Below are 13,207 nucleotides of genomic sequence, written 5' to 3' on the forward strand. Positions count from 1 at the left end.
GGGTCATGCGGATACCTCGCGGCAGGCGCGGTAGAAGTCCTTCCACCCGTCCCGCTCCCGGACCACCGTCTCCAGATACTCCTGCCAGACCACGCGGTCGGCGGCGGGATCGCGGACGACCGCGCCGAGGATGCCCGCCGCCACGTCGCCGGGGCGCAGCAGCCCGTCGCCGAAGTGGGCGGCCAGGGCCAGGCCGTTGGTGACGACGGAGATCGCCTCGGCCGTCGACAGCGTCCCCGAGGGGGACTTGAGCTTGGTGCGGCCGTCGGTGGTGACTCCGTCGCGCAGTTCGCGGAAGACCGTGACGACGCGCCGGATCTCGGTCATGCCGTCCGGTGCGGCCGGGAGGTCGAGCGAGCGCCCGATCTGGTCGACGCGCCGGGACACGATGTCGACCTCGGCGTCGGGCGTGGCCGGCAGCGGGAGCACGACGGTGTTGAACCGGCGGCGCAGGGCGCTGGACAGCTCGTTGACCCCGCGGTCGCGGTCGTTGGCGGTGGCGATGACGTTGAATCCGCGGACCGCCTGGACCTCCTGTCCCAGCTCGGGAATGGGGAGCGTCTTCTCCGACAGGATCGTGATGAGCGAGTCCTGCACATCGGCGGGGATGCGCGTGAGCTCCTCGATCCGCGCCGTCATGCCGTCGGACATGGCGCGCATGAGCGGGCTGGGCACCAGGGCGTCGCGGCTGGGCCCGTGCGCCAGCAGCCGCGCGTAGTTCCAGCCGTAGCGGACCGCCTCTTCCGGGGTGCCCGCCGTGCCCTGGACGAGCAGTGTCGAGTCGCCGCTGACGGCGGCCGCGAGGTGTTCCGACACCCAGGTCTTGGCGGTCCCCGGAACGCCGAGGAGCAGCAGGGCCCGGTCGGTGGCGAGGGTGGTCACGGCGACCTCGACGAGTCGGCGCGGACCCACGTACTTCGGTGTGATCACGGTACCGTCCGGCAGGGCGCCACCGAGCAGGTAGATGGCGACGGCCCACGGCGAGAGCTTCCAACGGGCGGGGCGCGGGCGGTCGTCGGCCGCGGCGAGGGCCTTCAGCTCATGGGCGAAGGCGTCCTCGGCATGCGGTCGCAGAGCCTGTACGTCGACGTCGGCAGTGGTTTCGGACACGGTCATGGATCCCCCTCCGGATCGGTCGACCCGATGTGGTTCCCACCGTGCACCATGCCACTGACAATCGGCCGCGGGCCGCGGGGAGCGAGCCGGGCCGAGGTGCGTGCGTGACGATGAATCAGCAGGTCGGGGCGATTGTCAGTGGGTCGCTCTACCGTCGTTCCCATGCTGCTATCTCACGGGGGAGAACCCTTGCGCACCGCCGCTCCGGTGGCGCGCTGGACGGTGGAGCAGGTGCTGGCCCTCGCTCCCGATGACGCGTCACGCAAGGCGGGGAGCAAGCTCGGTTCGGCCGGTCCGTGGTCGGGCGGCGGGTGCGACGGTTCGGGTGCGGTGTGGGGACAGTGCAAGGGGAGCGGGAGCAAGCCGTACGTGACGGTGATCGACATCACCGGCCCCGCGTACAAGTGCAGTTGCCCGAGCCGGAAGTTCCCGTGCAAGCACGCGCTGGGGCTGCTGCTGGTCTGGGCGTCGGGCGAATCGGCCCTGCCCGCGGGCGAGGTGCCCGACTGGGCCGGTGAGTGGCTGGCGGACCGCCGCAGGCGTTCGGTGGAGCAGGCGGAGAAGCGCGCGGGTACGGACGGCGCCCCGTCCGCGGGCCCGGCCGACCCGGAGGCCGCCCGGCGGCGGGCCGAGCGGCGCGCCGAGCGGATCACCGGCGGCGCGAAGGAGTTGGAGGAGCGGCTGGCCGATCTGCTGCGCGGGGGGCTGGCGGCGGCCGATCAGCCGGGGTACGGGCTCTGGGAGGAGACGGCGGCCCGCATGGTCGACGCCCAGGCGCCCGGACTGGCGGCCCGGGTGCGGGAGTTGGGCTCCATACCGTCGTCCGGTCCGGGCTGGCCGGCCCGGCTGCTGGAGGAGTGTGCGCTGCTGCATCTGCTGGACAGCGCATGGCTGGGGATCGACCGGCTGCCGGAGCCGCTGGCGGCCACGGTCCGTACCCGGGTGGGGCTGACTGCCCCCGCCGAGAGCCCGCCGGTCCGTGACCGCTGGCTGGTCCTCGCCCAGTACGACACCCCGGACGGCAAGATCGTCGCGCGCCGCATCTGGCTGTACGGGAGGGAGACGGGCCGCACGGCACTGCTGCTCTCCTTCGGAGCGGCCGGGCGCTCCCCCGGCCTGGCGCTGCCGGTCGGCGTCACGATCGACGCCGAGATCACGCCCCATCCGGGCTCCGGCCGGCTGCGGGCGGAGCTGGGCCGGCAGTTCGGTGTGCCGTCGCCGACCGGTACGCCCCCACCGGGCGGCACGGCAGCGGAGGCGATCGGCGGTTACGGGGACGCCCTGCGGGAGGACCCCTGGCTGGATGCCTGGCCGGTGACCCTGCGCGACGTCATGCCCGTGCCGTCCGGGGACGGCTGGCAGCTGGTGGACGCGGCGGGCGATGCGGCGCTGCCCGTCGCCCCGGCGGCTCTGTCCCGGCCCGGCCTGTGGAAGCTCGTCGCGCTCTCCGGCGGCTCCCCGGTCACGGTCTTCGGCGAATGCGGCCACCGCGGCTTCGAGCCGTTCGCGGCTTGGTCCACCGGGTCCGACGACGACCCCGGGTCCGACGACGACTCCGGAGCCGGGGGCGGAACCGGAGCCGGAGCCGGGGGCGGAACCGGAGCCGGGGGCGGAACCGAGGGCGAGGTCGGGGCTGATTTCGGCGATGGAGCCGAGGCCGGGGACGGGACCGCAGCCGCAGCCGGCACCAGGGGCGTCGCCGCAGCCGCAGCCCGGAGCGACACCGGTTCCGGCCGTGCCGGGGCGGCGTCCGGGATCGTGCCGCTCATCTGACGTTGGGCCCGAAGCTCGAAGGGGGATTCATGCAAGGGGGACCGATGCCTCGCACCATCACACCCGCGCCGTGGGAGGAGCTCGTCACCACGGCGCTGCTCGGCACCGACCGCCGCCCGACGGCGGGAGACGGCGGTGCGGCCGGGCTGCTGGACGCGGCGGCGCTCCACACCGTACGGCGCAGGGCGGGGCTCCGGCCCGCCGCACCCGCCGCCCGGCCCGAACCGGCACCCGTCGACCGACGGCCGCCGCTGCCCCCGGCCGCGCGGCGCAGGCTCGCCCAACTGCTGGCGGACCGGTCGGCATCAGCCGGCTCGGTCGGCCGTCGGGGTACGGCGCCCGATCTCACGGAGCTGATCCCGCAGTGGCTGGCCACCGCCAACCAGCAGGGCTTCCGGGCCCCGGCCGCGCTGCTCCCGGCCCTGCTCGACGCGGCCAGGGCCCGTACGGATCTGCGGCCGCAGGCCCTGACCTTCGCCGGGCCGCGCGGATTGTGGCTGGCGGGGCTGAACCCCGAGTGGAAGTTCGCGCTGCGCGGTTCGTCCGGCGGCTCGTCGCTGCCCGGCCCGACGGAGCCGGAGGCGGTCACCCGGCTGTGGGAGGAGGGGTTGTTCGCCGAGCGGGTCGCCCTGCTCGGGGCGGTTCGGGCCCACGATCCCGTAGCGGCGCTCGCGCTGCTCGCGACCACCTGGACCACCGAGCGGGCCGAGGACCGGCTGATGTTCCTCGACTCGCTGCGCACCGGGCTCTCCTCGGTGGACGAGCCCTTCCTGGAACAGGCGCTCTCCGACCGCAGCCGCAACGTCCGCTCGACCGCGGCCGAACTGCTCTCCGCGCTGCCGGAGTCGGCGCTCGCCGGCCGGATGGCGTCCCGCGCGCTGTCCTGCGTGAGCCCGGACCTCACCGGCGACGAAGCCTCGGTCGCCGTGGAGGCACCGCACGAATGCGATGCCGCGATGGAGCGGGACGGTGTGGTGGCGGCGCCGCCGTCCGGGCGGGGGGAACGGTCCTGGTGGCTCGGGCAGTTGGTGGAGGCGACGCCGCTCGCCACCTGGCCGGCCCGGTTCGGTGGCCGCTCCGCGCGGGAGATCGTCGGCCTTCCGGTCGCGGACGGCTGGGCCGAGGAGCTGCACGCGGCATGGTGCCGGGCGACGGTGCGGCAGCGTGACCCCGAGTGGGCCCGCGCGCTGCTCGGCGCCCCCTCCCTGCCTCCGTCGAACGGCCCCGGTACGGCATCGCTCGCCGAACGGTCGAAGCTCCTCGGCATACTCCCGTCGGCCGAACGGGCCGGCTGGGTGGCCGACTTCATAGCCGCGCACGGGCTGTCGGAGGCCTTCCAGCTCCTGGGGGTCTGCCCGACCCCCTGGGCCGGGCCGCTGGGCCGCGCGGTCGTCGACGCCCTGGACATCGCCCGGGACGCGGGCAGCTACCCCTGGAGCTTCAGCGGCGTGATGGGCCTCGCCGAACGCTGTCTGAATCCGGCCGAGGCGGACCGCCTGGAGGTCCTCACCACCACCCCGGACGAGCCGGAGGACGCCTCACCGGGCGCGAACGGCTACTGGTCGGAGGCCTTCCAGCGGCTGGTCTCCACGTTGCGGCTGCGCGCGGCGATGGACTCGGAGCTGACCCCGGCAGTCTGACGAAACCGACAGCGGACGGGAAGCCGACCCCGGACGAGCCGGAACGGCGCGAGGCGGCGCGAGGCGAGGCGGCGCGAGGCGAGGCGAGGCGGCGCGAGGCGAGGCGGCGCGGGGCAGCGCGAGGCGAGGCGGCGCGGGGCGAGGCGGCGCGGGGCAGCGCGAGGCAGCGCGAGGCAGAACAGAACAGACCATGGCGCGGCAGGACGGCGCCCCGTCCCTCCCGGCGACGTGGCGCGGGCGGGACGGGGACAGGGCCCGGCAGGCGCGGGTCAGGCTTCCGCGGGGTGACGGACGTTCGCGTTGACCCAGTCGACGATCGATGTCGTCGTGGCGCCCGGGGTGAAGATCTCCGCGACGCCCTGGTCCTTCAGTGGCGCGATGTCCGCCTCCGGGATGATGCCGCCGCCGAAGACCTTGATGTCCTCCGCCTCTCGCTCCTTCAGCAGCTCGATCACCTTGGCGAAGAGAGTGTTGTGCGCACCGGAGAGGATCGAGAGGCCGATCGCGTCGGCGTCCTCCTGGATCGCGGTGTCCACGATCTGCTCGGGCGTCTGGTGGAGCCCGGTGTAGATAACCTCCATGCCCGCGTCACGCAGCGCCCTGGCGATCACCTTGGCCCCGCGATCATGGCCGTCCAGGCCCGGCTTCGCCACCACCACACGGATCGGACCGGTCACACCCATCACTGCCTCCACATGCCTCTCCCGTGCCTGAAGGGCCGGGGATGTGAACGAACGTTATCTACAGCATCCCGCAAGCCGTCGTTTCGCGGTGGACGGGGAGGGGGAAATCACACGTGGGACATGTTCACCGGGCGACGTTCCCGTAATCACGCGGCGCACCTGCCGTGCGGGACCGGCCGCCAGGGGAGCCGCTACGAGGTCGCCGTACCACCGCGCCGCCAGCCGCGCGGCACGGTGGTACGGGCCACCCGGCCGGGCAGGCCATCCGGCCGACCGGTCGACCGGTCGACCGGCCATCCGGCCGACCGCGCCTCCGTGACAGCACCCCATGAGAGGGCATCCGGGGCCGGAACCGCCTCCCCCGCTTGCCGGAGCAGGAGGTCGGCCATGAAGGACCTGCCTTTTCTTCCCCCGCTGCTGCGCCGGCCCTGCCCGAGCCCTGCCGCCCTACTGCCATCCGCCCTACTGCCATCCGCGCTGCTGCCGTCCGCGCTGCTGAAGGCCACCGCACTGGAGCTGGCAGTGCTCGCCGGACATGTGCTCCTGTATCCCACCGGCATGTACCCCACCAGCGTCTGCCCCACCGGCGTCACGGGGGAACGAGGGACCGCGCCCCGCCCGCCCGGCCGCCCGTCCGCCCCGCACACCACGCCCCCTGACGCCACCGCCCCGGCCGGGCCCCCCTCCCTGCCCGCCGAGGGCGACGACCACCCCCCGGTCGTCCTGCTGCACGGCTTCATCGACAACCGTTCGGTCTTCGTCCTGCTGCGCCGCTCCCTCGCCCGGCACGGCTGGCGCCATCTGGAGTCGCTCAACTACTCACCGCTGACCTGCGACATCCGGACGGCGGCCGAGCTGCTCGGGCGGCATGTCGAGGAGATCTGCGCCCGCACCGGACACCGCGAGGTCGACATCGTCGGGCACAGCCTGGGCGGTCTGATCGCCCGCTACTACGTGCAGCGGCTCGGCGGTGACCAGCGGGTGCGCACACTGATCACCCTCGGCACACCTCACGGGGGCACGGCCGTCGCGCCGCTGGCGAGCGCTCACCCCATCGTGCGGCAGATGCGTACGGGATCCGCACCGATCGAGGAGCTGCGCAGGCCCGCGCCCGGCTGCCGCACCCGGTTCGTGAGCTTCTGGAGCGAGCTCGACCGGGTGATCGTCCCGGCCGAGGCGGCCTGTATCGACCATCCGGATCTCGACGCGCAGAACGTACGCGTCACCGGGATCGGTCATCTCGCGCTGCCGGTGCACCCGGCCGTCGCCGCCGCAGTCCGGCAGGCGCTGGAGTCCCGCGAACCGACGGCCGAGGCGAGCGGAACGGCAGGAGCCGCGTGAATCGGCGGGGCTGAACGAACCGGCGGGGCCAAGCGGACCGGTGGGACCCGACGGGCCCGGTGGGACCCGACGGACCCGTGGGACCCGACGGACCCGTGGGGCCGAACAGCCGGTGGAGCCTCTGGAGACCTCATAAATAGAACGGGTTTCGAACATAAGGCCAAGGCTGTGTGAGCAGTCCGTCGAAAGACGGCCGATTGCCCGTTTCCTGAGCCGCCCATGCCCGCCGAAGATTGTCGGCGTCACGTACCGCCGGGTACAGTCGCGGCCACTGCTCCCCCTGGGATCCCCACGCCGGACCCCAGAGCACAGGTCCTGCTGCCGAGGCGAGAGAGAAGTTGGTGAACGACCAGCACCCCCACGCCGGGTACGCCGGATACGACAGTGATGCGACCGGCAGCTTCGACAGCGACCCGCTCTTCGGATCGCTCCCCGGCGGTCAGGACGGCGCGTACGGCAGCGGCTACGGCGCCGGGCAGTCCGGCTACAGCGGCCAGTACGACTCCACCCAGTGGGACACCGGCGCGCACCCGACCACCTCGTACGACGCCTACGCCCCGTACACCGCGCAGCCCCAGCAGCAGTACGAGGCGGCGCAGACGTACGAGACCACGGCCACCTGGACGCCCGTTGCCGGCTACGGCACGGAAGCGACCGCCACTGCCACGTTCGCCGGCATCCCGGCGCAGGGCGGCGCCCCGGACACCACGGGCCAGTGGGACACCGGCAACTGGCACACGAACGACCAGTGGGCCACCGGCGAAACCGCCGTCTACGACTCCGGCGCGTACGACGCCACCGCGTGGAACACGGGCGCCACGCCCGAGCACGATCAGCAAATCGCGCAGCCCACGGAAACCGCACAGCTGTCCTACGAGGCGCAGCCGGCACACGAGGCGCCCGAGGCTCACCAGGCGCCCGAAACACACGAGGCCTACGCCGACCCGGCCACCTCGTACGACCCCTACGAGCCCTACCTCACCAACAGCGCGGACGGCGCAGCGGACGACGCGCATGACGCGGGCGTCGCAGTCGCCCCGGACACCATGGATGCCACGGACGTCATGGACATCGTGGACGCCGCGCCCGGTCCGCACCGCCCTCTCGGCCGCTCCGCCACCCGCGGCGGCGGCGCCGGCCGCAGTCGGCGGCGTTCCCCCGCGAAGCGTTCCGCGCTCCTCACCGTCGCCATTCCCTCCGCCTGCGTGATGAGCGTGGCCGGCATCGCCGCGGCCTCCGTCGGCGGGCTGGGCGGCGAGGACAAGAAGGACGACAGCAAGACCACGATGGCGGCGTCCGATCCCGGCTCCGTCAAGGCGGGGGTGGCCAACAACAAGCTGGACACCCAGCTCGCCAACCTCAGCGCCGACGCGGAGAACTTCGCCGATCGCGCCAGCCGCACCCAGGAGCGCATCGATCTGCGGGAGCGGCAGGCCGCCGAGAAGAAGAAGCGCGCGGAAGAGGCCGCCCGCAAGGAGGCCCTGCGCCCCAAGTTCGTCATGCCGGTCAAGCAGCACGGCCTCAGCGCGTACTTCGGCCAGGCGGGCGTCAACTGGATGTCCGTGCACACGGGCATCGACTTCCCCGTCTTCGAGGGCACGCCCGTGATGGCAGCGACGGACGGCACCGTGCGCACCCAGCTGAACAGCGCCTACGGGAACATGGCCATTGTCACCATGGCCGACGGGACCGAGACCTGGTACTGCCACCTCAGCGGCACCAAGATCCGCTCGGGCCCGGTCAAGGCCGGTGACGTCATCGCGTACTCCGGCGACACCGGGAACTCGACCGGTCCGCACCTGCACTTCGAGGTACGGCCCGGGGGCGGAGCGGCAGTGAACCCGCTGCCCTGGCTCCGCAGCCACGGCGTCAACCCGACCTGAGACGAGCGCGACGGGCGGGGGCCGCGGCCCCCGCCCGTCGCTCGTCGCGCGTTCCGGCTACAGCTTCTCGACCGGCGCGTACCGCAGCAGCAGCTTCTTCGGGCGCTCGTCCCCGAAGTCGACCGTGGCCTTCGCCTGGTCGCCGACGCCCTCGACCGCCGTGACCGTGCCGAGCCCGAACTGGTCGTGCGTGACCCGGTCCCCCACGGCCAGCGTGATCGTCGGCTTGTCCGAGGTCCGCCGGGTCGCGAAGCCCGAGGGGCCGGAGCGCGAACGCGAGGCGGACAGCGACGAGGTGATCCCCGACGTCGGTCCGGCCGGTGCCGCCATCGGCCCCTTCCGCTTCCACTCCAGGTGCTGGTCCGGGATCTCCTCCAGGAACCGCGACGGCGGGTTGTACGAGGGCTGACCCCACGCGCTGCGCATCGCCGCCCGGGTCAGATAGAGCCGCTCGCGGGCCCGGGTGATGCCGACGTAGGCGAGCCGCCGCTCCTCCTCCAGCTCCTTCACCTGTCCCAGCGCCCGCATGTGCGGGAAGACGCCGTCCTCCATGCCGGTCAGGAAGACGACCGGGAATTCGAGGCCCTTCGCGGTGTGCAGCGTCATCAGTGTGATGACGCCGGAGCCGTCCTCGTCCTCGTCGGGGATCTGGTCGGAGTCGGCGACGAGCGCGACCTTCTCCAGGAACTCCGCGAGCGTGCCCGTCCCCGCGCCGGTGCCGGTGGCCGCGTCCGCGCCGTCCTCGCCGGCCGCGCCCTGCTCCTGCTCGAATTCGAGGGCCACGGCGGCCAGTTCCTGGAGGTTCTCGATCCGGGTCTCGTCCTGCGGGTCGGTGGACGCCTGGAGTTCGGCCAGGTAGCCGGTGCGCTCCAGGACGGCCTCCAGGACCACCGCGGGGCCCGCGCCCGACTCGACGATCGTGCGCAGCTCCTCCATCAGCGTGTTGAACCGCTTGACGGCGTTGGCCGACCGGGCCGCCATGCCGTACGCCTCGTCGACCCGGCGCAGCGCCTGCGGGAAGGTGATCTTCTCGCGCATGGACAGCGCGTCGATCATCGCCTCGGCGCGGTCGCCGATGCCGCGCTTGGGCACGTTGAGGATGCGGCGCAGCGGGACGGTGTCCTCGGGATTGGCGAGGACGCGCAGGTAGGCCAGGATGTCCCGGACCTCCTTGCGCTCGTAGAAGCGCACGCCGCCGACGACCTTGTACGGCAGGCCGACGCGGATGAAGATCTCCTCGAAGACGCGGGACTGCGCGTTCGTACGGTAGAAGATCGCGACGTCACCGGCCTTGGCGTCGCCCGCGTCGGTGAGCCGGTCGATCTCGTCGGCGACGAACTGCGCCTCGTCGTGCTCGGTGTCGGCGACGTAGCCGGTGATGCGCGCGCCGGTGCCGGCGTTGGTCCAGAGGTTCTTGGGGCGGCGGCTCTCGTTGCGCTCGATGACCGCGTTGGCGGCGGACAGGATCGTCTGCGTGGAGCGGTAGTTCTGCTCCAGCAGGATCGTGGTCGCGTTCGGGTAGTCCTCCTCGAACTGGAGGATGTTGCGGATGGTCGCGCCGCGGAAGGCGTAGATCGACTGGTCCGCGTCACCCACGACGCACAGCTCGGCCGGGGCGTCGCCCTCGCCCGCCGGGCCGACCAGCTCGCGCACGAGGGTGTACTGGGCGTGGTTGGTGTCCTGGTACTCGTCGACCAGGACGTGCCGGAAGCGGCGGCGGTAGTGCTCGGCGACGTCCGGGAACGCCTGGAGCAGGTGGACCGTCGTCATGATGATGTCGTCGAAGTCCAGCGCGTTGGCCTCGCGCAGCCGGGACTGGTACATCGCGTAGGCCTGGGCGAGGGTCTTCTCGAAGCCGTCCGCGGCCTGGCCGGCGAAGGTCTCCTCGTCGATCAGCTCGTTCTTCAGGTTGGAGACCTTGGCGGTGAACGACTTCGGCGGGAAGCGCTTCGGGTCCAGGTCGAGATCGCGGCAGACCAGGGCCATCAGCCGCTTGGAGTCGGCGGCGTCGTAGATCGAGAACGACGAGGTGAAGCCGAGCCGCTTCGACTCGCGGCGCAGGATGCGTACGCACGCGCTGTGGAAGGTCATGACCCACATCGCGTTGGCGCGCGGGCCGACGAGCTGCTCGACGCGCTCCTTCATCTCGCCCGCGGCCTTGTTGGTGAAGGTGATCGCCAGGATCTGGCCGGGATGCACCCCGCGCTCCGCGAGCAGGTGGGCGATCCGGTGGGTCAGCACCCGGGTCTTGCCCGAGCCGGCCCCGGCGACGATCAGCAGCGGGGAGCCCGCGTGGACGACGGCGGCGCGCTGCTCGGTGTTCAGCCCGTCGAGGAGCGCCGCGGAGTCGATGACGGGGCGGTGCGCGCCGTCGCGGTAATAGGCGTCCCTGGGCGGCGGGGGCCCGTCGAACACGCCCGCGAAGAGGTCCTCCGGCACCGCTTCGGGTACGGAGTCCTCGGGGGGCGGCGGGGGCTCTTCCTCCGAGTGCTGGAGGCCGGCCAGGAAGCTGTCGTCAAAGAGGCTGCTCATCGCTTGTCGAGTCTAGGCCGCCGCACCGACACCCGGAGGCCGCATGGCGAACCGCACACGGCCGACGGCACACAAAGAGAGCGGACACCCACTCCCCGTGAGGAAATCCGGCCGCCGGAACCCCGCCCCGGCAAGGTCACGAAAATGTATCGGGCATATCGAACATCAACCTTCACAGCAGCACCATGGGTTGGCTAGCGTGCTCGACCGGGCGGCCCGTACCCCCTTGAGGCGAACCACGCCGAGCGGGCGCCCCCGCCGAATCCGGGCTGCCTTCACTGGAGTTCGGAACCGGGGACCCACACGCAGTACCGGGGTGAATCGGTCCTTATCCCCCACTCGGACCGTAGGGCAGCCTTCCGTTCCGCCCGAACCCGACAGCTAACCCGGTAGGCGGTCCACGGAAGGAGATGCCGGCCTTGGCATCCCATCGCAAGCCGCGCCCCCGGGTGCGCACCACCGCACCGGCCGTCGGTCTCACCACAGCGGCCCTGGCGTCCGTGACTCTGCTCTCCACGCAGAGCGCGGTGGCCGCGCCCGGTCCGAAGCCCCGCGTCGAGGACGTGCAGAAGAAGGTCGACGACCTCTACCGGCAGGCGGGCACCGCGACCCAGCAGTACAACCAGGCGAAGGAAGCCTCCGCCACCCAGCGGGCCAAGGTCGACGCCCTGCTGGACGACGTCGCCGAGCGCGCCGACAAGCTCAACGACGCCCGCAGGACGCTCGGCACCTACGCGGCCGCGCAGTACCGCAACGGTTCCATAGCGCCGAGCGCCACGTTCTTCCTGGCCGACGACCCGCAGTCGTACTTCGACCAGAGCCAGCTGATGGACCGGATGACCAGCCGGCAGCAGAAGGCGATCACGGACTTCCGTACGCAGCAGGCCAAGGCGGCGAAGAAGCGTTCCGAGGCGGTGCGGAGCCTGGAGACGCTGACGACGACGCAGGCCACGCTGCGCACCAGCAAGCAGGACGTCCAGAAGAAGCTGGGCGAGGCGCGCACGCTGCTGTCGAAGCTGACCGCCGAGGAGAAGGCGCGGCTCGCGGAGATCGAGCGCAAGAAGGAGGCGGAGGCCAAGCGCAAGGCCGAGGAGCTGGCGAAGCAGCAGGCCGCCGCGAAGGCCGAGGCGGACCGCGAGGCCGAGGAGGCCGCGAAGGAGCCGGGGGGCGGCAGCGGTACGGGCACCGGGTCCGGGACCGGCTCGGACAGCGACGCCACCACCAAGGCGGCGAAGGTCCTCGCCTTCGCCAGGGCCCAGATCGGCAAGCCGTACGTCTGGGGCGCGACGGGCCCGGCCTCGTACGACTGCTCCGGGCTCACCCAGGCCGCGTGGAAGGCGGCGGGGGTCGACATCCCGCGCACCACGTGGGACCAGGTCAAGATCGGCACCCGGGTCGCCACGGCGGACCTGCGGCCGGGGGACCTCGTCTTCTTCTACGACGACATCAGCCACGTCGGCATCTACAAGGGCGACGGGATGATGATCCACGCCCCGAAGCCCGGGGCGAACGTCCGCGAGGAGTCGATCTACTACATGCCGATCTACGGCAGCGTGCGCCCGGCGTAACGGGCCCCGACGCGTCGCGCTGCCCCGGTGCCGGGGCGGCGCGACGCGGGCGGGATCAGGTCCAGAGCGTGGCGATGAAGATGTTGAGGAGCGTCAGCCCGCCCACCGCCGCGAAGGCGCCCTTGTCGGCCTTCTCGTCGTCCCGCTTGATGTAGACGAGCGCGAGGACGACGACCAGGACCAGCAGCTTGACGCCGATCTTTATGTTGTTGACGTGGTTGCCGTCGGCCTCGTTGAGCCCGACCAGTGCGACACCGGTGACCAGCATGGTCAGCGCGCCGTGCAGCATCGCCGGGACGAACCGGGCCGTGCCCGCGCCCATCGCCTTCATCTGGGTCAGGAAACCGCCCAGCAGGGAGGCGATTCCGATGATGTGCAGGGCGACGAAGACATGAATGAGTACGTCCATGAGGCCGCAGCCTAGCCCCGGCCATATCACCCCTCGGCAGGCAGGTGTGCCTTCCTGGTCGCTTCACTCGCGTCTGCACCAATTGCCTTACTCTGGTGCAATTTTTCCGATCACTCGACGACATTGCCACGCCAAATTCAGACAATAAGCGTCATTACGACTCCTGCCCGTGCCCCGGGATTAGCGTCGCTGACGGCGACCGGCTCACCTCCGCTCCGAACGCGGACGGCGCACCGGCCGCCCCGCCGAGAGTTCCGGCGGG

9 protein-coding genes and 1 riboswitch are annotated in these 13,207 nt (G+C 72.1%); of the genes, 5 read left to right on the forward strand and 4 right to left on the reverse strand.

Annotated features, from left to right (window positions below):
* Positions 1–3: 3 nt before the first annotated feature.
* Positions 4–1,116 (reverse strand): ATP-binding protein, encoded by a 1,113-nt coding sequence (locus EES42_RS05065; RefSeq protein WP_124716861.1) that lies wholly within the window; start codon positions 1,114–1,116, stop codon positions 4–6.
* A 162-nt stretch (positions 1,117–1,278) separates the two neighbouring features.
* Between EES42_RS05065 and EES42_RS05070 the strand changes: the two genes are divergently transcribed.
* A complete protein-coding gene (locus EES42_RS05070) occupies positions 1,279–2,889 on the forward strand; it encodes an SWIM zinc finger family protein (protein ID WP_124716862.1) in 1,611 nt (536 codons plus the stop codon).
* 44 nt (positions 2,890–2,933) lie between these two features.
* Positions 2,934–4,529 (forward strand): DUF5691 domain-containing protein, encoded by a 1,596-nt coding sequence (locus EES42_RS05075; RefSeq protein ID WP_241196242.1) that lies wholly within the window; start codon positions 2,934–2,936, stop codon positions 4,527–4,529.
* A 269-nt stretch (positions 4,530–4,798) separates the two neighbouring features.
* Here EES42_RS05075 and EES42_RS05085 read toward each other — a convergent pair whose 3' ends face one another.
* Positions 4,799–5,212 (reverse strand): cobalamin B12-binding domain-containing protein, encoded by a 414-nt coding sequence (locus tag EES42_RS05085; RefSeq protein WP_124716864.1) that lies wholly within the window; start codon positions 5,210–5,212, stop codon positions 4,799–4,801.
* A 387-nt stretch (positions 5,213–5,599) separates the two neighbouring features.
* Between EES42_RS05085 and EES42_RS05090 the strand changes: the two genes are divergently transcribed.
* Together EES42_RS05090 and EES42_RS05095 are read left to right on the forward strand one after the other, a co-directional pair.
* Positions 5,600–6,553, forward strand: a complete 954-nt coding sequence (locus EES42_RS05090) for an esterase/lipase family protein (protein WP_124716865.1) — start codon at positions 5,600–5,602, stop codon at positions 6,551–6,553.
* A gap of 341 nt (positions 6,554–6,894) precedes the next feature.
* Positions 6,895–8,436, forward strand: coding sequence for a M23 family metallopeptidase (locus EES42_RS05095; protein ID WP_124716866.1), 1,542 nt, complete (start codon positions 6,895–6,897; stop codon positions 8,434–8,436).
* Between the two features lie 57 nt (positions 8,437–8,493).
* Here the strand turns inward: EES42_RS05095 and pcrA are convergent, their stop codons facing one another.
* Positions 8,494–10,968, reverse strand: coding sequence for a DNA helicase PcrA (gene pcrA, locus EES42_RS05100; RefSeq protein ID WP_124716867.1), 2,475 nt, complete (start codon positions 10,966–10,968; stop codon positions 8,494–8,496).
* Between the two features lie 246 nt (positions 10,969–11,214).
* Positions 11,215–11,380: riboswitch (cyclic di-AMP (ydaO/yuaA leader) on the forward strand.
* 7 nt (positions 11,381–11,387) lie between these two features.
* On the opposite strand from pcrA, the gene EES42_RS05105 reads away from it, so the two are divergent.
* Positions 11,388–12,536: a C40 family peptidase gene (locus tag EES42_RS05105; protein ID WP_241196243.1), complete on the forward strand. Its 1,149-nt coding sequence runs from the start codon at positions 11,388–11,390 to the stop codon at positions 12,534–12,536.
* 55 nt (positions 12,537–12,591) lie between these two features.
* On the opposite strand, the gene EES42_RS05110 is transcribed toward EES42_RS05105, so the two are convergent.
* Entirely contained in the window at positions 12,592–12,945 is a 354-nt protein-coding gene (locus EES42_RS05110; protein WP_124716869.1) for a hypothetical protein, read from the reverse strand.
* Positions 12,946–13,207: the final 262 nt, after the last annotated feature.

This window comes from Streptomyces sp. ADI95-17, assembly GCF_003846175.1.
GTDB lineage: Bacteria > Actinomycetota > Actinomycetes > Streptomycetales > Streptomycetaceae > Streptomyces > Streptomyces sanglieri.

Coding starts and splice junctions, on each gene's coding strand:
- EES42_RS05110 (WP_124716869.1), bottom strand. CDS start 12,945: ATGGACGTACTCATTCATGTCTTCGTCGCCCTGCACATCATCGGAATC.
- EES42_RS05085 (WP_124716864.1), bottom strand. CDS start 5,212: ATGGGTGTGACCGGTCCGATCCGTGTGGTGGTGGCGAAGCCGGGCCTG.
- pcrA (WP_124716867.1), bottom strand. CDS start 10,968: ATGAGCAGCCTCTTTGACGACAGCTTCCTGGCCGGCCTCCAGCACTCG.
- EES42_RS05075 (WP_241196242.1), top strand. CDS start 2,934: ATGCCTCGCACCATCACACCCGCGCCGTGGGAGGAGCTCGTCACCACG.
- EES42_RS05065 (WP_124716861.1), bottom strand. CDS start 1,116: ATGACCGTGTCCGAAACCACTGCCGACGTCGACGTACAGGCTCTGCGA.
- EES42_RS05070 (WP_124716862.1), top strand. CDS start 1,279: ATGCTGCTATCTCACGGGGGAGAACCCTTGCGCACCGCCGCTCCGGTG.
- EES42_RS05090 (WP_124716865.1), top strand. CDS start 5,600: ATGAAGGACCTGCCTTTTCTTCCCCCGCTGCTGCGCCGGCCCTGCCCG.